The sequence below is a fragment of the Pseudoalteromonas arabiensis genome (assembly GCF_001550155.1).
Taxonomy (GTDB): Bacteria; Pseudomonadota; Gammaproteobacteria; order Enterobacterales; family Alteromonadaceae; genus Pseudoalteromonas; species Pseudoalteromonas arabiensis.
On sequence record NZ_LRUF01000026.1, the window covers coordinates 495,554 to 518,102 of the forward strand.

Here is a 22,549-nt window from a genome sequence, read left to right on the forward strand (position 1 = left end):
GGTGGGGGCTTGTAAGCCCCTTGTTAAATTTTATTGCGAATAAGGTCACGCACTATAAAGCGGGCAGGGTGGATCGCTTGGCTCACTCGCTCGCTAAATGGTCTTGGCTCATCACTCAAGCAGGCAATTAAATGCTCGGCACATAAAGGAGCGCTACAGAGTCCTCTCGCCCCAAACCCTGTGAGTATATGCAGCCCTTGCTGAGGTTTTTCTAAGGTTAGGTATTGATAGCGTTTACCTAGCCTTAAATTAGCAAATGCGCTGGTATAGTCACTTTGCTCTGCCCATTCACCAGCCATGGGCAGATGATCGATAAAGGTACATCTTACCGCGGCTTTTGCTGCGGTTATCTCACCTAAGGAGTTGGCAAACTCGCTGTTTGGGTAAAAGCTAAGTAATTGCTCGCGGTTTGTTTGGTTGTCTTGCTGTTTTATTTCGCGGCTTTTCGAGTTTTTTTCAAATGTCGCTCCCATGCAGTGATGGCCTTGATACTCAGGTGTAAAATAACCTTTGTGACAGAGCACGGTCTTTAAGCGCTTTGAGAATGCGCTTGCTTGAACATGTGAAACTTGTCCTCGAACGCCTACAACGGGTAATGCTTGAGTTTGGCTAAATTGGTCGCTGTGCTCACCTGCACAATTAATCACATCGCTAAATGGGCCAAATGTTTGCTCTTGTGTATGTAAAAGCCAACCTGCGGCGGTTTTTTCGAGCTGTTTAATATGGCAATTAAAATGACTGCTAATCGTGCTTAGTGAGTTGGCCGCATTAAATAGTGCTGTTACCAGTGCTGGTGGGTTGACCCAGCCGCCTTTTTCAAAAAATACACCTGAATAGCCTGTGTCAACACCAGCAATTTCATCACCTTCGCAGGCGCTAACATTACGCATTAGTTCAGTTGGCCAGAGCTCTTTATTGGCAAGGTTTTGATGCTTATCGGCAAGGCCTTGTTTTACTGCATGTTGTAACACACCACACCATTGGTGAGGGTAGTCAAAGCCAGCATCAAGTAATTGCTGATAAAGGCGCATAGCATATAAAAAACTATGGGCAAACATTTCGCTATGCGGTGAGTTTTTGGCTTGTAGGTGCGGGTAAACAGCGCCCTGAACATTATGTGAAGCGCCCATGGCAAGTGCTTCATCTTGGCAAAATAATGAGGTACTAATCCCTCTTTTAGCCAGTGAATATAGTACGCTGCTACTGGCTATACCGCCGCCAATCACAGCCACATTGTTTAACTTGCTCGTCTGGTGAGAAAAATAAGCAGGAGCAGATTGTTGCTCATTTGGTTTTGCTAATTCGCCAATGAGCATTTCACGTTTTTTACCATAGCCCTTCGCTTTGCCTATAGTAAAGCCAGCCTCTATTAAACCTCGTCTTACAAATCCTGCTGCGGTGAAGGTGGCAAGGGTGGCTTTACTGCGCGAAATAGTGCGCATTTTATTAAATAGGCTCTGTTGCCACATATCGGGGTTTTTACTGGGGGCAAAGCCATCGAGGTACCAAGCATCAATGATGCCTTCACTTGTATAGCTCATAGCATCAATGCTGTCTTGTACATCGCCAAAGTAGAGATCAAGTACAACACGGCCATTAGCAAACTCGAGCCTGTGACATCCCGCTAAATTGATAGGGTAGTTTGCAATAAGTTGTTCACTATAAAGGGCTAGTGTAGGCCATGCCTTGAGTGCATCAGCAAGATCATCACGTTTAATTGGATATTTTTCAAACGAGATAAAATGTAAGCGTTTAACGGAGTTATTTAGATTAAGGTCGTGTTGATTTTGAACTTCTTGCTCTGCATGCTGCCTATCAAGGTGAGCAGCAAAATGCTGCCATGTGTTTAAAAAGTTAAGCCCTGTACCAAAGCCCGTTTCGGCAATCACAAAGTGGTTGCGGTCATGATTTTGTAATCGTTGCGAGATATTGTTTTGTTGATAAAACACATAATGCGATTCAGCTAAGCCATCGTCATTGGAGAAATAAACATCGCCAAATTCATCGGCGACGGGTGTACCAAGGTGATTAAAATGAATATTTGCGTTTTTGATCATGACTTAACTAAATAACAACGAATTTTTTTCATTATTTTACGTGTTTTCTTTGAAATAGTCTGGCGTTATTTATAAGCTACACATTCAGAGTACATGTGTACGCTAGAAAGCTGACCACTTCGAGAGTAATTTCAGCGTAAAATAGAACATAATTTAGTATATAGCTAAGGTAATTACCCATGAGAAGAGCCGTTATTACGGGCATCGGTGTTGTATCAAGCATCGGTAACAACAAAGAAGAAGTATTAGAATCATTAAAACAGGGTCGCAGTGGTATTGCGTTCAACCAAGAATTTGCTGATTACAACCTACGTAGTAACGTATCTGGCAAAATCGATATTGATGTTAAAGAATTTGTTGATCGTAAAGCAATGCGTTTTATGGGCGATGCGGCTGCATATGCCTATATCTCAATGGCACAAGCAATTGCAGATGCTGGCCTTAACGAAGAGCAAGTTTCGAACGAGCGCACAGGTTTATTAGTGGGTTCAGGTGGTGGTTCATCTAAATGGCAAGTAGAAGCCGCAGACATCCTACGTGAAAAAGGTGTAAAACGTGTAGGCCCGTACATGGTTCCACGTACAATGGCGAGCACCACCTCGGCGTGTCTGGCAACACCATTTAAAATTAAAGGTGTTAACTATTCAATTAGCTCTGCATGTGCGACATCTGCACACTGTATTGGTCATGCGGTTGAACAAATTCAACTAGGTAAGCAAGACGTTATTTTTGCAGGTGGCGGTGAAGAACTGCACTGGACACTGGCAATGGAATTCGATGCAATGGGTGCATTGTCAACGAAATACAACGAAACACCAGAAAAAGCATCGCGTACGTACGATGCAAACCGTGATGGCTTTGTTATCTCTGGCGGTGGCGGTATCGTTGTTGTTGAAGAACTTGAACATGCGCTTGCTCGTGGTGCGCACATCTATGCAGAGATCACAGGTTATGGTGCAACGTCTGATGGTTACGACATGGTAGCACCATCAGGTGAAGGTGCTGTACGTTGTATGAAGCAAGCGATGCAAGGTATCGAAGGCGGTATTGATTATTTAAATACACACGGTACTTCAACACCTGTAGGTGATGTAAAAGAGTTAGGCGCAATCCAAGAAGTATTTGGTGGTAACTCTCCAATGATCAGTGCAACCAAAGCAATGACTGGTCACGCATTAGGTGCGGCCGGTGTTCATGAAGCGATTTTCTCACTACTTATGCTTGAAAATAACTTTGTAGCACCTTCAATTAATATTGATGAGTTAGATGAACAAGCACAAGGCTTAAACATCGTGACAGAGCGTCAAGATGTAGAATTAAATACTGTTATGTCTAACAGTTTTGGTTTTGGTGGAACGAACGCCACGCTTGTTATGAGCAAATACAAAGGTTAATTTTATCTTGTTTGTATGAAAGCCGAGCTTTTGCTCGGCTTTTTTGTTTTTAAGCACGTCAGTTTTTTATAGATAACGGCAAAATCCTCAGAGCTGTTAACTATCCGAAAGCTGATTATTTAGTTACAATAGCGCCACTTTTCTGCTTCTCGGACACACAGATGAAAATTCTTGCAGATCAAAATATGCCATTGGTTGAGCAGTACTTTGCTGATTTTGGTGATGTTGAGCGATTTGATGGCCGTAACCTAAAGCCTGAGCAACTTAAAGGGGTTGATATACTTTTAACGCGTTCTGTTACAAGCGTAGATAAAGCCTTATTAACTCAAGCAGATAAATTAAAATTTGTGGGTACAGCAACCATAGGTGTTGATCATATTGATACTGAATTACTTGCTGAGCGAAATATTGCCTTTAGCAGTGCACCTGGTTGTAATGCCGTGGCGGTTGCAGAGTACGTAGTTAGTAGCCTATATGCTTTAAGCCAAGAAAATGCCAGCTCTTTGCAAGGTAAAACTCTTGGAATTGTAGGTGTTGGCAGCATTGGTAGTTGTTTACGCGATAAGCTAAGTCAGTTAGGAATGACACTTCTATTATGTGATCCGCCAAAGCACGAAGCAGGTGAACTCCCCAACCATACTGATTTAGACACTCTATTAGCTAATGCCGATATTGTTAGTTTTCATGTTCCTTTAGTGAAACACGGCCCACATAAAACGTTGCATATGCTAGATAAAGCACGCCTGAGCGCACTTAAGCCAGGTATGACCATTATTAATGCAAGCCGTGGCGATGTGATTGATAATCAAGCGTTACTTGACGTGTTTGAGCAAGGTGCAAAATTAGACTGTGTACTTGATGTATGGGAAAACGAACCCACTATATTGACCCCTCTGCTTGATCACGTGCGCTTTGCCAGCGTACACATTGCAGGGCATACACAGGAAGGAAAAGCGCGCGGTACGCAAATGCTTTACCAAAAAGTCTGTGAACTAGAAGGGGTTGCTGCACTTAAATCGTTAGAAGATTTTCTACCAGAACCTATTTGTCATGCCGTCACACTAGGCGAAACATTTTGCTTGGATGATATCGGCCGACTGGTGCATTTAATTTATGATGTGCGTCGTGATGATGGTATCTTGCGCAGCAAGCTTAGTAGTGAGGGCTTTGATAGCTTACGTAAAAATTATCCGCCACGACGTGAGTTTAATACTTTGTCGGTGGCCGCAAACAGTGCGTGTGAAGCTACATTAGCTGCACTGGGATTTAGAATTAATGAATAGAGCATTAGCTTTATTCTCATGAGGAAAACACATGTCGCAAAAATTTAATGTTGCAGTTTTAGGTGCCACAGGTTTAGTAGGTCGCCAAATTATCGATACGTTAGAAGATCGTAAGTTCCCAGTTGACCAATTATTTTTACTTGCAAGCAGCCGTAGCGCAGGTGAAGAAATTCAATTTCGCGGTGAAGCGATTGAAGTACTTGATGTAGAGGGGTTTGACTTTAGCCAAGCACACATTGGTTTATTCTCAGCTGGTGGCAGTGTCTCTGAAAAGTATGCACCAATAGCTGCAGAAGCAGGGTGTGTTGTTATCGATAACACATCGCACTTTAGAAACGATTTTGATGTACCCCTTGTTATTCCTGAAGTGAACGCATCAAGCTTAGCTGATTTTAGAAACCGTAATATTATTGCCAACCCAAATTGCTCGACCATTCAAATGCTAGTGGCATTGAAACCAATTTATGATGCCTACGGTATTGATCGTATCAATGTGTCTACCTACCAAGCCGTGTCAGGTGCAGGTAAAGAAGCGGTTGATGAGCTGGCAAAACAAACAGCAAACTTAATGAATGCACGCCCTATGGATAATGCTGTTTTTCCTAAACAGATTGCGTTTAACGTTATTCCTCAAATCGATAGTTTTGAAGACAATGGCTACACGCGTGAAGAAATGAAAATGGTAAACGAAACACAGAAAATCCTTGGTGATAGCAGTGTTGTTGTTAACCCTACGTGTGTGCGTGTGCCAGTATTTTTTGGCCACAGTGAAGCAATTAACATTGAAACGCGTATGCCGGTTGATTTAGAACATGTAAAACAGTTACTACATGATGCCGAGGGGGTTGAGCTTATTGATGATTTAGCCGATTACCCAACAGCGGTCTCTGATGCAAGCGGCAACGATACTGTTTACGTAGGTCGTCTGCGTGCAGATATTTCTCATCCGCACGGACTAAATATGTGGGTTGTGAGTGATAACACTCGTAAAGGCGCAGCCACAAATAGTGTGCAAATTGCAGAAGAGCTAATTGCAAACTATCTTTAAATCTGATGATTTAGGCTGAATTAAAAACGGAGAAAGCGGCGAGTTGCCGCTTTTTTTGTGAATTCACTGCCAAATTATTGCCGCATACGCCGTAAAAGCGTATAAACTTAACCATAACAATAAAAATATATCTCAGCCGCGATTATTTAAGCTATTTACTATCAATGTGTTGCAATAGATATTGTAGCCCAACTGGTTTATAGTTTGCAGCTGGAATAGAGTTTGCAAGAAAACATAATTAAGAATTCAATTCTGCAAGAATTACTCAATGTTTAAGCAACGACAGTTGCTGCGTTAACATTTAAAACACGAAAGGATCAGCATGCGCGGTTTAGCTACACTCTTTTTATTAGCGTCTGCATTGGTGATAACACCAACTTACTCTAATGAAGGCACCACTCTTAAAGGCCCCAAAGGTGTCGATTATGGTGCGCAGGGGCGCTCAATTGGTCCAATTAAGCCGACCGATACTTTATGGCGTATTGCGGCTAAAGTTCGCCCTGATAACTCAGTGAGTATCTATCAAGTCATGCAGGCTCTGTATGAGAAAAATCCATCATCGTTTCTTGATCAAAACCTTAATCACATGCGTGATGGCGCCTATCTTAAAATCCCTACAATTGCGGAAATGCGAGCTGTTAACGCAACGCTTGCAAAAGCACGTTCTGAGCAAGACGATGAATTATGGGAAAGAAAGAAAAATGGCACGTTAACGACAGCACAAATTAATGAATCTCAAAAGAAAGTAACGCAAGCCCGTAAAGTTGATGTTGATGAAGCTAAACAAGAGTTAAAGCAAGAAATTAACACCATTAAAGCTGAGCAGGGTACGCAACTGGTTGAGTTGCAAAAGCAATTTAAGTCCTCTGTAGAAAATGTTGAAGAGATTTTAGAAGAGAACAATAAGTTAAAAAACCAACTTACGGGTATTTCTAAAGAGCTTGAAACTGTTCGTAATCAGCTGGGCCAAGATAGCGAAATTCAAAAGCAACTTAAAGAGCTGATTGATAAGCAAAACGAAATAATTGAGCAGCAAAGAGCAAAAAAGATTGAACAGGACAGTGGGATTAACTTTTCGTCTCTTTTGAGCAACCCATTTGTTCTGGGCGCATTAATGTTTATTCCTGCATTACTGGTTATTGGCGGCGTGATTATGTTTTTGAAAAAACGCAACCGCAGTGAACCAGAGTCGACAGATGACGATGAGTTTTTGCCGCAGAGCCCAAGCTTCTCTTCCGAAGAAGAGCTAGATCCTATAATTGACTCTGATCCGCTTGTACCTGAGCCTGAGCAAGATAGCGATGATCTCAGTGTTCGTCTAGATGATGACGATTTAGAGCAAGATATGCTGCCTGATGATGACATTATTTTTGATGACAGCATAGATGATGCCTTTGATGAAGACGATGATAATGTTTTAAATCAAGACGAGCTTGAAGGACTCTTGAGTGACGATATTGTCTTTAATGATGATACGCCAGAACAAGCGATTGAAGATGATGAACTTGATTCATTCTTACAGCAAGACTTTGACCAATCTGATGATGACGGCTTAGGCGATGAAATTGATCTCGATAGCGAAGCATCAGGTGCAGACACATCTGGTGATATTTTAAGCGCCGATGATATTGATAATTTATTTGAAAACGATGACAGCCTTGATGATTCGCTTGAATCAAGCTCTTCAAATGATGAAATGGCCGCCTTAAGTGAAGAACTTGCCGAAGAAGACTTTGATATCGATAGCTTGATTGATGAGCAACAAGACGCAGCAGATGATACACAAGCAAGTATTGATAACGATGATATTGATGATCTACTCGACGAACCTTCAACTGAGCCTGATGCGGAACTGATCGATGAAGACGATTTCGATATAGATAGTTTAATCGATGAAGCACAAACAGACGACTCTGAACCAGCACCTGTTGAAGAAGGTGATCTTGTTGATGTAGATGAAGCAGAGGATGCCTTTGACCTAGATGATATTGACTCACTTATCGACGAAGCCGCAGAAGAGCAAAACGATGAACAAGCTCCAGTTGAACCAGACGCTGATGCACTCGTTGATGAAGATGAAATAGAGGACGACTTTGACCTAGATGACATTGACTCACTTATCGACGAAGCCGCACAAGATCAAAACGATGAACAAGCTCCAGTTGAGCCAGACGCTGCTGCACTCGTTGATGAAGATGAGATTGATGATGCACTCGATGTCGATGATATCGACTCTCTTATCGACGAAGCCGCAGAAGAGCAAAACGATAAACAAGCTCCAGTTGAACCAGACGCGGATGCACTCGTTGATGAAGATGATATTGAGGAAGGCTTTGATTTAGATGATATTGACTCACTTATCGACGAAGCCGCAGAAGAGCAAAACGATGAACAAGCTCCAGTTGAACCAGACGCTGATTCACTCGTTGATGAAGATGACATTGATTTAGATGATATTGACTCACTCACCGCTGAAGCTACAGAAGAGCAAGCGGATGAGCCAGCACACGTGGAGCCAGATGCGGATGCACTTGTTGATGAAGACGAGATTGATGATGCACTCGATGTCGATGATATTGACTCACTCATCGATGAAACCGCACAAGAGCAAGCGGATGAGCCAGCACACGTTGAGCTAGATGCGGATGCACTTGTTGATGAAGACGAGATTGATGATGCACTCGATGTCGATGATATTGACTCACTTATCGATGAAGCCGCAGAAGAGCAAGCAGATGAGCCTGCATACGTTGAGCCAGACGCGGATGCACTTGTTGATGAAGACGAGATTGATGACGCACTTGATGTCGATGATATTGACTCACTCACCGATGAAGCCGCAGAAGAGCAAGCGGATGAGCCAGATGCGGATGCACTTGTTGATGAAGACGAGCTTGATGTCGATGACATTGACTCACTTATCGATGAAGCCGCAGAAGAGCAAGCGGATGAGCCAGATGCGGATACATTTGTTGATGAAGACGACATTGATGATGCACTCGATGTTGAAGATATTGACTCACTTATCGACGAAGCCGCAGAAGAGCAAGCGGATGAGCCAGCACACGTTGAGCCGGATGCGGATGCACTTGTTGATGAAGACGACATTGATGATGTACTCGATGTCGATGATATTGACTCGCTTACCGATGAGGATGAATTAGATGATTCACTCAATGGTGATGACGAATTAGCACTTGATGATATTGATGAGCTAATACAAGAGGCAAATGAATTAAAGCAAGATACGCAAGCACAAATTTCAGAACTCTCTGATTCAGAGCCCTTATCTGAGCATGATGAAAATCTCACTGACTCACTCGAAGATCTTGCTGATGCAGAACAAGCAATTGATGATGCCCGCGTAGAGGAGCTTGCATCGGAGTTAAACGATGATGCAGACATTGACGAAGTTGATATTGATGAAGCTATCAATACTGACTTTAGTGAAAACAGTGATGACTTGCTAGATGATGACGATAGCTTAGATGAATATGATGATCCATCATTAAAGAGTGTTGATGAGCTTCTTAGCGAAATTGGTGAAGAGGAAGAGTATGTCGCAGCACCTGACTGGTCAATAGATGAACCAAATGAAGATTTTGAAGAAGTAGAAATCGATCTTGGCGATGATCCGCTCGCTGAAGAAGAGCCTGTCGATGACGTTGATTTAGACGCTGACGATGAGCCATTATCACAAGATATGGTTACCCCAAGCCAAGAGTTGGAAGAGTATCCAGAGCTTGAATTTGATGAATTAGAAGCAGACGAGATTGCCGACGAAACAACCAATGAAACAGAGTTAACCCCGAGTCAAGCAGAGCAAGACTTAGCAGACTCTCTTGCCACGGCGAGTGTCGATCAGCTAGACGATGACTTTGACGATGAGATTCTCATCGACAATGAGTTTACAGAAGATGACTTACTTGACTCTGATGACGAGAACACACAAGAAGATGATAACCTACTTGACTTAGGTACTGAGCACGAACAGGAGCAGACATTAGCTGATAAAGAGCCAGCTTCAACGGATGACTTCAGTGATATTTCAGATGATGATATCGACGATGATTTCATGGCTGATCTTACGCAAACAGACTTTGATGCGTTATTGAATGAACTTGCCGAACCTGATGATAGCCATGTTGCCGATGCCAGTGAATTTGATGTTGATTTTAATGCGCTTCTAAATGAAGACCTACAAATTGACGACTTAAATAATGATGAGCTAGAAGCTACAGAACCTGACAGCACTTCAACAGAGACTACGGCCAGTGATGAGTTTGTGGATATTGATTCACTGCTAGAGCAAAGTGATGATGAAGCGCTTGATTACGAGCCTTATGACGATGTGGATATGGATGTCGGCTTAAGTGACTTTAATGATTTACTAGCAGGTGATAACCCAACAGACGTTGATGCAGAGAGCGGTGGTTATTCTGCCAAGCTTGATTTAGCAAGAGCATATATTGAAATTGACGATTTTGATTCAGCTTTACAGGCTATTGAAGATGTCATCAACAACGGCCCAGATGAAGTGCAAGCAGAGGCACAGTCGCTAAAGGCGAAGCTTAACGGGTAAAGTCATTTTTGACTAGAAAACCGAGCTATTTGAAGTGACCCCCACTCGTTGGATAATCCAATTACTGGGGGTCTTTTTATATCCAAACTCATCGTGCTTCATATGCTGAAAAAATTGACTTTTGCCTAGTTCATCACTTGCTTATTACAGTATAGAATCTAATTGTCATTCATAAATAATGCTGCTAACTTGTTAAAATTAAAAAGTTAGTGCTATTTTTCGGCCTTAAGTAATTGGAAATTTGGCTTAGTGTTATGGCATAAGCTTGGTATTTATTTAATGACACCTACTGGCAGGTAAGCATTAATAATTACTGTGATTTAATGTGTGTTCAGGGAAGCAGAATGAAAAAACAAGTAGGAAAAATCAGTAACAGCCGAAGAGACTTACTAAAAAAAGCGACCGCAATGGCAACCATTGCAGTCGCTGGTACTGTTGTTGGAAATGCTCAGGCGCAAACAAATGGCACACCTGTTAATGCAAGTAAAATAGAGCCTAAATATTTACCTATACCAAAACAGGTTCCTGCAACCGAAGGTGTCTTACCTCTTTCAGGAGGAGCTGGACTTTATTATTGGGACACAGGTGGCGAGGGGCCTGTCATTATTCTTTCACACCCAGGTAGGGGGAGTGCATTAACTTGGCCTTATCAACAACCTGTTTTTGCAAAAGCTGGCTTTAGAACAGTTGCCTACTCTAGGAGAGGTTATTTTGGCTCACCCGCTGGCTCAAAAGATGATACAGGCAATTATGCTGATGATCTTAATGCATTAGTTGAGTTTTTAAGCATAGAGAAATTTCATATTCTGGGTTTGGCCGCAGGAGGCTTCGCCGTTTCGGATTATGTTGTTTCTTACCCTGAAAAACTACTCAGTATGACAATCGTTTGCAGCTTATTCGGCTTATGGGATAAAAATATAGATGAACGGTTAGACTTTATTCTGCCTAAAGCTTTTTCTGACTTGCCGCCCGAATTTAAAGAGTTAGGAGCTTCTTACCGCTGGGCCCACCCTGATGGCGTTAGAGAATGGGTTGAAATGGCCAAAAAATCGAGAGGGGATGGAGTTTGGCATGGGCAAGAAGCTAAGAGTAAAATCACATGGGAAAAAATTAGAAACGCTAATATACCTACCTTTTTTATTACAGGGGGAGCTGATTTATATCAACCGCCTTCTATGATGCGAGCAGCTGCTCGAGAAGTTCCTCATAGTGAAACGCTTATCGTCCCAGAGGCTGGGCATGCTGTTCAGTGGGAACAACCTGAATTATTTAATAATGCCGTGCTCGACTTTATAAAAAAGCATAGTTAAGCATTTTTAGCATATCGTTTGCTGAGTGATATTTAACAAACCAATTCCGGCAGGTGTTAGGCGCCGCTTCAGAGTTTAGCTAGAGGCGGAGACGCCCTGAATAAAGGAAGTTGTATTAAGGAAGATGTAATGAAATATCTAATAACTCTCGTATTATTTTTGTCGATGAACCTAAGCGCTAAAGGAGACGAGCTCTACTATAAAGCCTACGATCAAAAGGGGTTTAAGATGACGATTGAAGAAATAGAAAGAGGCTCAAATTTTTCTATTTTAGAGGTTGATATTATTGACACGGATGCTCAAGGTGCGTTCTCTATAATTGCTGCGGCAACTTCAATTGGAACAGAGCTGGAAAAAAGCCATTTCACTGTGATAAAGGAATATAAAAAGGGCAAGCTTTATTATTACAAAATGTTTTTTACTTCGGATATTAGTAAGGATCCATCGTTGGTATTTCCCAATGAGATGAGCGAAGAGCGGCTAAATACCCATAAGGAAATCGGTTATTTATCGATAGAAGATTTTAAAGCGCCCCCTGCAGGTGAAAAATTAAATGAATAAGGCAAAAAATTCGAACAATCAAATTCAATTTCATTCATCGAGTCTGATTGTTCGAGTTAGCGTCATTCAGCGAATGCTTAATTATTTCCTATCTTCTAAACGGCGAGCTTTGAAGTCAGAATCAGCTTTCCACTTTGGCCAATCACCGTTATTGGCAAGCTTGGCAGCAATATCAACAATCAGTTCAATATCTTGCTCAACGCCACCCATTGACCATTGTGGCGAATAGTCATCTGCTTCTTTATGGTATTTATGAGCAATGTAGTCTGGATCAGTATCACCTAGGCTCATAAACAACAAGCTAGGCACACCTTGTTTAGCTAAAGAGAAGTGGTCTGAGCGGAAAAACAGACCGTTTTGTGGTCTTGGGTCCATTTTGACGTGGCGGCCTTGTGCTTTGGCTGCATCAGCTAGGTAGTCTTCCATTTCAGACATGCCTTTGCCGTATTGTAAAATGTAATCAACGCCATCAAGCACATTCATGCCATCAATGTTTAGTAGTGCCACCATGTGTTTTGTAGGCACAATCTCACCGGTAGCAAACTGCTCAGAGCCAATTAAGCCTGTTTCTTCTGCGGTGAAGTTGGCGAAGATAATAGAGCGTTTAAATGGCTTTTTCTTGTGCATTTCACTAAGAATGCGAGCAATTTCAATTGTCGCTGCGCTCCCAGATGCATTATCAACAGCACCATTGTAAATCTTCAGACCATCATCAGTTTGCTTGGTACCAAAATGATCCCAATGTGCACCAATAACAATGTACTCTTCAGGGGTTTGACTACCAGTGAGTGTAGCAACCACATTATGAGATTTTGCTTGTGAAATATCACTTTTAAGCGTCAGTTCGGCCTTAGCTTTTAAATCAACGGGTCGAAAGTCTGCTTTTAATGCGTTAGCTTTTTCAGTTTGATAATCAAAACCTGCTTGCGCGAATATTTCATTGGCAGCTTGTTCATCAATCCAACCCATAACAGGAACGTCTGAGGCATTTTTATCTTGGTCGATTAAGGTATATTTACTGCCGGTATTAGAGCTTTCTACAACGCCCCAAGGGTAAGCAGCAGGGGCTGTTTCGTGGACGATGAAAACAGCTTTTGCACCTTGACGTGCGCCTTCTTCGTATTTGTAAGTCCAACGACCATAATAGGTCATCGCATTACCAGTGAATAGTGTCTCATCTTGAGTAGCAAAACCTGGATCATTAACAAGTACTATGATTGTTTTGCCTTTGACATCAATATCAGCAAAGTCATTCCAGTTGTATTCTGGCGCTTTAATACCGTAGCCAACAAACACAACATCAGAACCATCGATGTTTATCTCAGGGTTAATTTGCTGCGTACGGGCGGTAAAATCACTACCCGCATTAAAGCTTAAATCACCCACTTTCAATGTCATGTTTTGATCAGGCGTGAGTTTGGCCATAGTAACAGGTTGCAAAAACTCGCCTTTGTAGCTACCTGTAAGGCCAAGCTTTTTGTATTCATTTGCTAGGTAGTTAATTGTTAGTGTTTCGCCTTCAGTGAGTGGTCCACGACCTAAAAATTCATCAGAAGCAAGTGTTTTAATATGTGAACGTACATTATCAATGCTCACAGTTTCATTGTTTATTACGCTTTCACTGGTATTTGATGCAGGCTCTGAGCAGCCCGCTAAACCAATTGCAAAGGCTAGGCTTGCGTATTTTAAGTGGGTTATCATCATTTTGTCTGGTTTATTGAACATATCCTCACTATATTAGCAGGGAGTGAGGCTGTCCACAAAGACGCTTTCAATAACTAATTATTCAGGATAAAGGGATAGTCATGCACTTTCATCCTTTCAATTTTACTACTATTGGGCTCTGCATCAATCTTCTTTCCAGAAATGAATCGTTTTAAGATACCTCGTGTTTTCTTAAAGCGAGGTCTTTCAACTTGAGCGCTATTGTGAAACTTGCCGCCTGTTAATTGTGCTGAGTGGCGATTGCTAGCTATGTTAGAAATTTTATATTGCCACTAAAGTTACACTGTTTAGTGTCGTTTTCATGGTTTACATCAAAAGTAAACCATATAGTGCAATTTTTGTTTTTGCGTTACACTGGCTAGGTAATCGGAGGGGTCGATGAAATTATCACAAAGAAAGCGATTAGATATTTTAAATGCTGCAGAAACTCTTTTTTTTCAACAAGGGTTTGAGCATACCAGTATGGATCAGGTAGCGAGTGTAGCTGGGGTTTCGAAGCGAACGGTTTACAACCACTTTGAGAATAAGGATGTGTTGTTTCAGGCTATTTTAGTCTTTATGTTTGAAAAAGTACGTAAAGACAATGCTGTGCTCTTTAATAGCGATAAACCCGTCAATGAGCAGCTTACACAAATAGCCGAACAAGAAGTTGCTTTATTAACTTCTAAGGCGTTTTTAAAAGTAGCAAAAGTTGCCTTTATGCAGATGTTACAGCAACCTGACTTGGCCAAATCACTTGCTAACAATAGTATGGGGTGTATGCAAGATTTAGTGACGTTTTTAGAACAAGCCACGCTTGCTCAAAAACTACAAGTTGAAGATGCAGAGTTTGCAGCTAAACAGTTTGTCTACCAATTAAAGTCATTAATTTTTTATCCGTTACTTTATGGGGTTGAGCAACAAGACAGTAAAGCTAACACAGAGATCATTAGGCAAACGGTTAAAATGTTTTTAGCCCGATACCAAGTTTAAGGACTGCAAATGAAAACAGGGATTGTCGTACTCGGTGCACCTAATGACGCGGATGGCAGCTTATCGGTAATTGCAAAAAGTCGTTGTGATAAAGCATTCGAGGTGTATTTAAATAACCCAGATAGCTATATTTTATGTACTGGGGGGTACGGTAGTTTTAATCTCAGTGCTCACCCACATGGTTATTTAACGCAGCGATATTTAATGAGCTTAGGGGTTGCTGAAAAAGTTTTTTTAGATAATGCACCCAGCCGGTTTACGTTAGAAGATGCGACACTTGCAAAACCTATTTTAGAAGCAGCGGGCATTCAAAAGTTAATTTTAGTCAGTTCAGAGTTTCACATTGAGCGTGTTGGGTATGTTTTTAAGCACGTGTTTCCTTCTATGATTTTGCAGACTGTGTCGGCTATAACGCCCATCTCTGAAGCTGAACTTGTTAAACTATACGCTCATGAGCAGTCTGCAATGCTCAGAGAAGAAGAGAATATTAAGCAACTAAAAAACCGCGAATTATAAAATATCGCGGCTTTTTTAGTTTTATATATTGGCGTATTATTTTACTTCTTTACCAGCTGCTTGTTGGTCAGCATGATAGCTTGAGCGAACAAACGGGCCGCAGGCAGCATGCGTAAAGCCAATCTCATCTGCATAGTCTTTTAAGGCATCAAACTCTACTGGCGGCACGTAACGCTTTACTGCTAGGTGGTGTTTAGATGGTTGTAGGTATTGACCTACAGTTAGCATATCAACGTTATTTTCGCGAAGGTCGCGTAGCACTTCTTCAATTTCGCTAATTTCTTCACCTAAACCTACCATCAAGCCAGATTTCGTTTTCACATTAGGGTGTGCTTCTTTAAAACGGCGTAATAGCTCTAGTGACCATTTATAGTCAGCCCCTGGACGAGCAAGCTTGTATAAACGCGGTGCAGTCTCTAGGTTATGATTAAATACATCAGGGGGTGTTTCAATTAAGATATCAAGCGCACGGTCCATACGGCCACGGAAATCAGGCACAAGGATTTCAATTGTGATCGCAGGGTTATGCTTGCGAATCTCGCGGATACAATCAGCAAAGTGTTGTGCACCACCATCGCGTAAATCATCACGATCAACTGATGTGATTACAACGTAGCTTAGCTTCATATCTTTGATAGTCAGTGCCAGTTTCTCTGGCTCTGCAGCATCTGGCTTTAATGGACGGCCGTGGGCAACATCACAGAATGGACAGCGACGTGTACAAATTGCACCTAGAATCATAAAGGTCGCAGTACCGTGGTTGAAACATTCAGATAGGTTAGGGCACGATGCTTCTTCACATACTGAGTGTAAACCATGCTTACGCATAGCTTGTTTAATGCCATCAATACGTTCGGTTGATTTTGGTAAGCGAATTTTTAGCCATTCTGGCTTACGCAACATCTCGTTTTTTTCAGTTGGTAAAACTTTAACTGGGATCAGTGCCATTTTCTCTGCATCACGCAGTTTTACGCCTGGTTCCATTTTGACTGGTTTATTCATTCGTTTTCAAACCCTTCAGTGTGCTTAACCACAGTAGCATTAAGCTTTTTAATCATGTGTTTTACAAGCCCTGCACCTGCTTGCTCGAGGTTTTGTGGGCCATTTAGGTCAGTTGTTTGCACCATGTTCATACCTGCATAGCCGCATGGATTGATCCGTAAAAAAGGCGCTAAATCCATGTTTACATTCAGTGCTAAACCGTGAAAAGAGCAGCCGCGACGGACACGAAGACCAAGTGAGGCTACTTTACTATCGTTTACGTAGACACCCGGTGCATCGGCTTTGGCGTAAGCATCAATATCATAATCTTTAAGCGTATCTATAATACACTCTTCTAACCAAGTGACGAGTTCACGCACACCAATATTTAAACGACGTAAATTAAACAGCACGTACATCATTTGTTGGCCTGGTCCGTGATAGGTAACTTGGCCACCACGATCCACTTGAATAACTTCAATATCACCCGTGTTTAGCAAGTGTTCTGCTTTACCAGCTTGGCCTTGTGTAAATACTGGTTCGTGTTCTACTAACCAGATTTCATCCGCGGTATGTTCATCACGAGTATCAGTAAAAGATTGCATTTTTTGCCAAATAGGCATGTAACGCTGACGACCTAACTGACGAACGATTAATTCTCTTTCGCTCACGACTTACTCCGTAATCAGCCTATAGCATATGACGTACGTCATCGATGTTGCTGATCACGTTATAGATTTCTTCAATGTGCTCTTTGCTTGTGACCGTTGCAACAAGCGTTACTGATTCGTAATTACCTTTGCTGCTTGGCTTTACTTTAGGTGCGTAATCACCCGGTGCAATAGGTTGCAGCTTTTCTAAGACTTGATCTGTCAAGTTTACATTTGCTAAGCCCATGATTTTAAATGTAAATGGGCAAGGGAAGTCTAAATACTCATCAAACTTAGTATTTTTAACAGGTTGAACCACGACGGTGACTCCTCAAACAGTGAGTGTGCTTAATAGAGATTTTCTCGGCCATTTCTTGGCGTTAAGCAAACTAGGTTATGACGCACTCGACCCAGCGCGACTGATATGGGGCGCATTCTATCATTTTTCAGGCAAAAAAAAACGCCTTGCGATGCAAGGCGTTTATAATCTTTTATTCGTTATTACATTATTTGTAAACGTAGGTAATCATAAATTTTGCTAAAGAAGCTACCTTCTGCTACTTCCTCTAGTGTAACTAGTGGATACTGCGCGATTTCTTCACCTTCAAGCTGTAAAAATAAAGTACCTACTTTTGTCCCTTTTTCAAGCGGTGCTTCTAAGGTTTTATCAAGCTCAAAGTTTGCTTTTAAATTTTTACGTTGACCACGAGGGATCGTAATCGGTGTATCTTCTAAAATGCCCAAAGATACATTTTCTTTGTTACCCATCCAAATACGTTGCTCAGCGAAGCTATCGCCAGCTTTGTACGGTGTAATTGTTTCGAAAAAGCGAAAGCCGTAGTTAAGTAGTTTTTTACTTTCAACTTTACGTGCGCGCTCACTTTCTGCGCCCATAATTACTGCAATTAAGCGCATATCGTCTTTAGTCGCAGAGCTCACTAAACTATAACCCGCTTCTGATGTGTGGCCTGTTTTGATGCCATCAACATTCATGCTCTCATCCCATAACAATGAGTTACGGTTATATTGTTTAATGCCATTATAAGTGAATGATTTTTTAGCATACACTTCGTATTCATCAGGCACGTCACGAATAAGTGCAGCGCCCAGTGTCGCCATATCGCGTGGAGTTGTGAAATGCTCAGTTGTATCTAAACCGTGGCTGTTGATAAAGTGGCTATTAGTCATACCTAATTTTTCAGCATGAGCATTCATTAAATCAGCAAATGCACTTTCACTGCCAGCAATATGCTCGGCCATTGCCACACAGGCATCGTTACCAGATTGAATGATGATGCCATGGTTAAGGTCATCAACACTGATCTGTTTACCTACTTCGATAAACATTTTTGATGATTCAGGGAAGTTCTTTGCCCACGCTTTTTCACTCACTGTAACCATATCGGTAGGTGATATGTTACCTGCTTTAATTTCAGTACCAATTACATAACTGGTCATCATTTTGGTTAAACTTGCAGGCGCCAATTTGGTATCGGCTTCGCCTTCTGCGATCACTTTACCGGTGGTGAAATCAACCAAGAAGTAACCTTTCGCATTAACTTGAGGTGGGGCAGGGATGATTTGGGCTGTTGCAGAGAAAACGCTAGCAGTGCAAACAAGGCCACAAACGCCACTTAAGATTTTATATTTTATAGATTTCATCATACTCATTAATGGTTAAAGTTAAACATGTCGCGTTAACCTATTCTAAAGGTCTTACTCACTGTAAAGCAAGAACGCGTTCTGAAATTGGTTTTGTTTTAATTTGTTCAAGACAGTGTGTGCTTCAGCAGCATCTTTGATTGGACCGAGTCGCAAACGATAAATTCCGTCTTTTTCAACAATATTTGTTGGTACATGGTATTGCTGACGCAATTGAAACGCGAGAGCTTCGACGTTAGCAAGTGTACTGCCTGCAGCAACCTGTATGTAACTTAAACGTGGGGCAGAATCGGCAAGTGTAATTGCTTCAACCTTAACACGCGCTGTACCTTTTGTGTAATAGCCTAGCTTGTAAGCGGCTGCATAAGACAGGTCAATTAGCCTGTCATCATGAAAAGGGCCGCGGTCATTTACTCGAACGATGACAGATTTACCATTATCTAGATTAGTCACACGGGCAAAACTGGGTAAAGGCAGTGTTTTATGAGCGGCAGACATAGCAAACATATCGTATATTTCGCCGTTAGAGGTGTGATAATTATGAAATTTTCGACCGTACCAAGAGGCAATGCCTTCCTCAGAATAACCGGTTTCGTCAAGCATCGGTGTGTAGCGTTTACCAAGCACTTCATAAGGACGACCCGCACTTGCACTTTTTACAACTGGTGTGACGACGGCATCTTGCATTTCAAGCTCTGTCGGTTTACGCAGCGGAGCAGCATCATGTTCCATTGCATACCTGCCTCGTTGTGAAGAGGAGCTACATGCTGTAAGTAACACACACATTAAAACAATAAATAGAAGATTTACTCGGTTTATCATTATTTTAAAAGCATCCTTTTATCGGTAGCGATGGACATAATAATGCCAAATCCGGCCATCAGGGTTACCATCGATGTGCCACCGTAACTAATTAATGGTAAGGGAACACCCACAACAGGAAGTAAGCCCGATACCATGCCAATATTTACAAATACATAAACAAAAAAGGTTAACGTGAGTGCTCCAGCTAGAAGTTTACCAAATGCATCTTGAGCATTAACAGCAATATAGAGTCCGCGACCTATAATAAATAGGTACATGCAAAGCAGTAAGCACACGCCAAAAAGGCCAAACTCTTCACTGAGTACTGAAAAAATAAAGTCAGTGTGCCTTTCTGGTAAAAATTCGAGTTGTGATTGTGTACCTTGCAACCAACCTTTTCCTTCTATACCACCAGAACCAATGGCTATTTTTGACTGAATTATGTGGTATCCAGAACCAAGAGGGTCGCTCTCAGGATCTAAAAACGTGAGTACCCGCTGGCGTTGGTAGTCGTGCATTCCATAATGCCAAAATGGCCATGCTGCGAGCGCGATGGTTGCACTAAAAAAACCAATCAAGCGCCAACTTAAACCAGACAAAAACAACACAAAGATGCCAGAACTGGCGATTAAAATCGAGGTACCTAAGTCAGGTTGCTCTTTTATTAAGACGGTTGGTACCATCACGATTGCAAAGCCAATAATCAGGTGGATGACTCTCGGTGGCAAGTGGTTACGCCCGATATACCATGCAACCATCATAGGAACGGCTATTTTCATTAATTCAGACGGTTGAAATCGAGTTACGCCCAAATCAAGCCAACGTTGAGCTCCTTTTGAGCTAACGCCGAATAGCAAAACACCAACCAGCATCAAAAGCCCCACACAGTAAAGGGGTATAACCATGCTTTTTAATGTGTTAGGTGAAAATTGAGCAAGAATAAACATACCTAGCACAGCGCCAAACATGCGAGTTGCATGGCGAACCATCATTGCTGAATCTTGGCCACTGGCGCTGTACACAATAGCAAGACTCGCTACCATCATAGCCATTAGGGCAATGAGCAGTGGTAAATCGAGGTGAAGGCGCTGCCAAATAGAGCGCTTTTTATTTAATGGGATCATGGCGCATCACTTTGAGCTGTTTGAATAGGGTTAGCTGAGAAGTAGTAATCCATTAATTGACGGGCGATTGGTGCACCAACTGTACTACCACCACCAGTATTTTCTACGACCACAGAAACAACAATCTGCGGGTCATTATAAGGTGCAAAGCCAATATAAATCGCGTTGTCGCGTTGTCGCTCTTTTAATGATTTAGCATCATAACGTTCACCTTGTGCAATACTAACAACTTGTGCAGTTCCCGTTTTACCAGCAGGGTCATAGGTCGCCCCTTTAAATGCTTTATGGGCTGTCCCTGTGACTTTATGCACCGTGTTGTGCATCGCATCAAGTGCAATTTGCCAGTGATGTGGATTTTTAAGTACTACGGGAGGCTTTTCTTCATTATTGATTTGCGTTACTTCGTTTTCTTTTTTGGCTACTTGCACAAGGTGGGGAGGGTGGTCCAAACCACGGTTCACCAAAATGTTAGTTGCATTGGCTATTTGCATCGGAGTGGCGGTCCAATATCCTTGTCCGATACCCACTGAGATTGTATCGCCTCGCCACCACGATTCTCTGAAACGGGCTTCTTTCCATTCTTTGGATGGCATAATTGCCGTTGTTTCTTCATGAATATCAATACCAGAGAGCTCGCCAAAGCCAAACTGAGTCATAAAGTCACTGATTTTAGTGATGCCTAGTCGATAAGCTACATCGTAAAAGTAGGTATCACATGACTCTTCAATGGCTTTGTAAACATCGACATGACCATGGCCCCAACGCCTCCAGTCACGCCATTTGTGCTCAACATTAGGTATTTGAAAAAAGCCGGGATCCCAAATTTGTGTTTGCTCGGTAACCAGCCCTTCTTCCAATGCTAAAATAGCCATGTGCGGCTTCACTGTTGATGCAGGGGCATATCGGCCTTGTGTTGTACGATTTATAAGTGGTCGATCAGGGTTTAGTAATTCTTTGTAATCTTTGCTACTGATACCATGAACAAACAAGTTAGGGTCGTAGCTTGGATTTGAGTATAGCGCTAATACTCCGCCATCTTTGGCATCAAGCACAACAACCGCACCACGCATATCTTTTAAGGCATGCTGGGCAATTTGTTGTAAACCTATATCGAGGGTAAGCACTAAATCATGGCCAGGCTCTGGAGGGGTAAGGCTTAAAGTACGAATTACTCGACCACGGTTATTTACTTCAACACGTTGTGAGCCAACCATGCCATGCAGAAGTTCTTCATAATACTTTTCGATACCCAGCTTACCGATATCATGGGTGGCACGGTAGTTAGTCGCCTGATCCTCCGCTTCGAGTTTTGTAAGCTCTTTTTTATTAAGCTTAGCAACATAACCTAGGGCATGAGTTAATGTGTCACCATATGGGTAGTAGCGAGCGAGGCGAGCTTCAATACTAAACCCTGGGAATTTATGCTGATTTACCGAAAACTTTGCTACTTCGGTTTCATTTAATCGTGATTTGAGTACTTGGCTTTTAAAGCGACGGTTATGCTTTATATCATCTAAAAAGTCAGCTTTTTGTTGTTCACTGATATCGATAATCTGTTGAACAGCTGTGAGCGCTTTATCGAGGTCGTCGACATCTTCAGGGATCACCTCAAGATTGTAAACTGGTTTGTTTTCTGCCAGTAATACTCCATTTCGGTCATAGATAAGGCCACGGTTGGGCGCAATCGGAATGACTTTAATACGATTATCGTTCGAACGAGTTTGGTAATCTTGGTGATCAATGACCTGTATGTTATATAAATTTGATAATAAGACACCAATTAGCAGGGTAACAAACACAAAACCCACAAATGCTCGGCGAGCAAATAAGTTTGCTTCAGCCGAGTGGTCTCGAATCGTGGGTCTGTGTTTTCGCATTGG

At 42.0% G+C, this 22,549-nt stretch carries 17 protein-coding genes; 8 read left to right on the top strand and 9 right to left on the bottom strand.

Features of this window, described 5'->3' with window-relative positions; all coding sequences use genetic code 11:
- Positions 1-23: 23 nt before the first annotated feature.
- The gene (gene mnmC / locus PAARA_RS19425) at positions 24-2,057 is read right to left on the bottom strand and encodes a bifunctional tRNA (5-methylaminomethyl-2-thiouridine)(34)-methyltransferase MnmC2/FAD-dependent 5-carboxymethylaminomethyl-2-thiouridine(34) oxidoreductase MnmC1 (RefSeq protein WP_062570632.1); all 2,034 of its coding nucleotides are present in this window, start codon (positions 2,055-2,057) and stop codon (positions 24-26) included.
- A gap of 179 nt (positions 2,058-2,236) precedes the next feature.
- Between mnmC and fabB the strand changes: the two genes are divergently transcribed.
- From fabB to PAARA_RS19455, 6 genes are all read left to right on the top strand, one after another.
- Complete coding sequence (gene fabB, locus PAARA_RS19430; protein ID WP_062570633.1) at positions 2,237-3,451, top strand: beta-ketoacyl-ACP synthase I; 1,215 nt, start codon at positions 2,237-2,239, stop codon at positions 3,449-3,451.
- Positions 3,452-3,612: 161 nt separating this feature from the next.
- Positions 3,613-4,734: a 4-phosphoerythronate dehydrogenase gene (locus tag PAARA_RS19435; RefSeq protein ID WP_062570634.1), complete on the top strand. Its 1,122-nt coding sequence runs from the start codon at positions 3,613-3,615 to the stop codon at positions 4,732-4,734.
- Positions 4,735-4,765: 31 nt separating this feature from the next.
- Positions 4,766-5,782: an aspartate-semialdehyde dehydrogenase gene (locus PAARA_RS19440; RefSeq protein WP_062570635.1), complete on the top strand. Its 1,017-nt coding sequence runs from the start codon at positions 4,766-4,768 to the stop codon at positions 5,780-5,782.
- 322 nt (positions 5,783-6,104) lie between these two features.
- Positions 6,105-10,364 carry a FimV/HubP family polar landmark protein gene (locus tag PAARA_RS19445; RefSeq protein WP_062570636.1) on the top strand — a complete coding sequence of 1,420 codons (4,260 nt, stop codon included), beginning with the start codon at positions 6,105-6,107 and terminating at the stop codon, positions 10,362-10,364.
- 344 nt (positions 10,365-10,708) lie between these two features.
- Positions 10,709-11,674, top strand: coding sequence for an alpha/beta fold hydrolase (locus PAARA_RS19450; RefSeq protein ID WP_062570637.1), 966 nt, complete (start codon positions 10,709-10,711; stop codon positions 11,672-11,674).
- A gap of 129 nt (positions 11,675-11,803) precedes the next feature.
- Entirely contained in the window at positions 11,804-12,235 is a 432-nt protein-coding gene (locus PAARA_RS19455) for a hypothetical protein (protein ID WP_062570638.1), read from the top strand.
- A gap of 81 nt (positions 12,236-12,316) precedes the next feature.
- On the opposite strand, the gene PAARA_RS19460 is transcribed toward PAARA_RS19455, so the two are convergent.
- Positions 12,317-13,939, bottom strand: coding sequence for a M28 family metallopeptidase (locus PAARA_RS19460; RefSeq protein WP_083515372.1), 1,623 nt, complete (start codon positions 13,937-13,939; stop codon positions 12,317-12,319).
- A gap of 399 nt (positions 13,940-14,338) precedes the next feature.
- Between PAARA_RS19460 and PAARA_RS19465 the strand changes: the two genes are divergently transcribed.
- The gene (locus tag PAARA_RS19465) at positions 14,339-14,932 is read left to right on the top strand and encodes a TetR/AcrR family transcriptional regulator (RefSeq protein WP_062570639.1); all 594 of its coding nucleotides are present in this window, start codon (positions 14,339-14,341) and stop codon (positions 14,930-14,932) included.
- A gap of 9 nt (positions 14,933-14,941) precedes the next feature.
- A complete protein-coding gene (locus PAARA_RS19470; RefSeq protein WP_062570640.1) occupies positions 14,942-15,448 on the top strand; it encodes a YdcF family protein in 507 nt (168 codons plus the stop codon).
- 36 nt (positions 15,449-15,484) lie between these two features.
- Here PAARA_RS19470 and lipA read toward each other — a convergent pair whose 3' ends face one another.
- From lipA to mrdA, 7 genes are all read right to left on the bottom strand, one after another.
- Complete coding sequence (lipA, locus tag PAARA_RS19475; protein ID WP_062570641.1) at positions 15,485-16,450, bottom strand: lipoyl synthase; 966 nt, start codon at positions 16,448-16,450, stop codon at positions 15,485-15,487.
- Positions 16,447-17,100 carry a lipoyl(octanoyl) transferase LipB gene (gene lipB / locus PAARA_RS19480; protein ID WP_083515365.1) on the bottom strand — a complete coding sequence of 218 codons (654 nt, stop codon included), beginning with the start codon at positions 17,098-17,100 and terminating at the stop codon, positions 16,447-16,449. The genes lipA and lipB overlap by 4 nt, the downstream gene beginning before the upstream one ends.
- Before the next feature lie 19 nt (positions 17,101-17,119).
- Positions 17,120-17,398 carry a DUF493 family protein YbeD gene (ybeD, locus tag PAARA_RS19485; RefSeq protein WP_062570642.1) on the bottom strand — a complete coding sequence of 93 codons (279 nt, stop codon included), beginning with the start codon at positions 17,396-17,398 and terminating at the stop codon, positions 17,120-17,122.
- A 182-nt stretch (positions 17,399-17,580) separates the two neighbouring features.
- A complete protein-coding gene (locus PAARA_RS19490; protein ID WP_062570808.1) occupies positions 17,581-18,741 on the bottom strand; it encodes a serine hydrolase in 1,161 nt (386 codons plus the stop codon).
- A 54-nt stretch (positions 18,742-18,795) separates the two neighbouring features.
- Entirely contained in the window at positions 18,796-19,563 is a 768-nt protein-coding gene (locus PAARA_RS19495) for a septal ring lytic transglycosylase RlpA family protein (RefSeq protein ID WP_062570643.1), read from the bottom strand.
- Positions 19,563-20,669: a rod shape-determining protein RodA gene (gene rodA, locus PAARA_RS19500; protein ID WP_062570644.1), complete on the bottom strand. Its 1,107-nt coding sequence runs from the start codon at positions 20,667-20,669 to the stop codon at positions 19,563-19,565. Before rodA ends, PAARA_RS19495 begins: the two co-directional genes overlap by 1 nt.
- Complete coding sequence (gene mrdA / locus PAARA_RS19505) at positions 20,666-22,546, bottom strand: penicillin-binding protein 2 (protein WP_062570645.1); 1,881 nt, start codon at positions 22,544-22,546, stop codon at positions 20,666-20,668. The genes rodA and mrdA overlap by 4 nt, the downstream gene beginning before the upstream one ends.
- Positions 22,547-22,549: the final 3 nt, after the last annotated feature.

Bases quoted from the DNA above. Each gene is read 5' to 3' on its own strand.
- PAARA_RS19465 (WP_062570639.1), top strand. From the start codon at position 14,339: ATGAAATTATCACAAAGAAAGCGATTAGATATTTTAAATGCTGCAGAA.
- PAARA_RS19455 (WP_062570638.1), top strand. From the start codon at position 11,804: ATGAAATATCTAATAACTCTCGTATTATTTTTGTCGATGAACCTAAGC.
- PAARA_RS19445 (WP_062570636.1), top strand. From the start codon at position 6,105: ATGCGCGGTTTAGCTACACTCTTTTTATTAGCGTCTGCATTGGTGATA.
- rodA (WP_062570644.1), bottom strand. From the start codon at position 20,669: ATGATCCCATTAAATAAAAAGCGCTCTATTTGGCAGCGCCTTCACCTC.
- PAARA_RS19490 (WP_062570808.1), bottom strand. From the start codon at position 18,741: ATGAAATCTATAAAATATAAAATCTTAAGTGGCGTTTGTGGCCTTGTT.
- lipA (WP_062570641.1), bottom strand. From the start codon at position 16,450: ATGAATAAACCAGTCAAAATGGAACCAGGCGTAAAACTGCGTGATGCA.
- PAARA_RS19435 (WP_062570634.1), top strand. From the start codon at position 3,613: ATGAAAATTCTTGCAGATCAAAATATGCCATTGGTTGAGCAGTACTTT.
- mrdA (WP_062570645.1), bottom strand. From the start codon at position 22,546: ATGCGAAAACACAGACCCACGATTCGAGACCACTCGGCTGAAGCAAAC.
- mnmC (WP_062570632.1), bottom strand. From the start codon at position 2,057: ATGATCAAAAACGCAAATATTCATTTTAATCACCTTGGTACACCCGTC.
- PAARA_RS19460 (WP_083515372.1), bottom strand. From the start codon at position 13,939: ATGATGATAACCCACTTAAAATACGCAAGCCTAGCCTTTGCAATTGGT.
- PAARA_RS19440 (WP_062570635.1), top strand. From the start codon at position 4,766: ATGTCGCAAAAATTTAATGTTGCAGTTTTAGGTGCCACAGGTTTAGTA.
- PAARA_RS19470 (WP_062570640.1), top strand. From the start codon at position 14,942: ATGAAAACAGGGATTGTCGTACTCGGTGCACCTAATGACGCGGATGGC.
- PAARA_RS19495 (WP_062570643.1), bottom strand. From the start codon at position 19,563: ATGATAAACCGAGTAAATCTTCTATTTATTGTTTTAATGTGTGTGTTA.
- fabB (WP_062570633.1), top strand. From the start codon at position 2,237: ATGAGAAGAGCCGTTATTACGGGCATCGGTGTTGTATCAAGCATCGGT.
- PAARA_RS19450 (WP_062570637.1), top strand. From the start codon at position 10,709: ATGAAAAAACAAGTAGGAAAAATCAGTAACAGCCGAAGAGACTTACTA.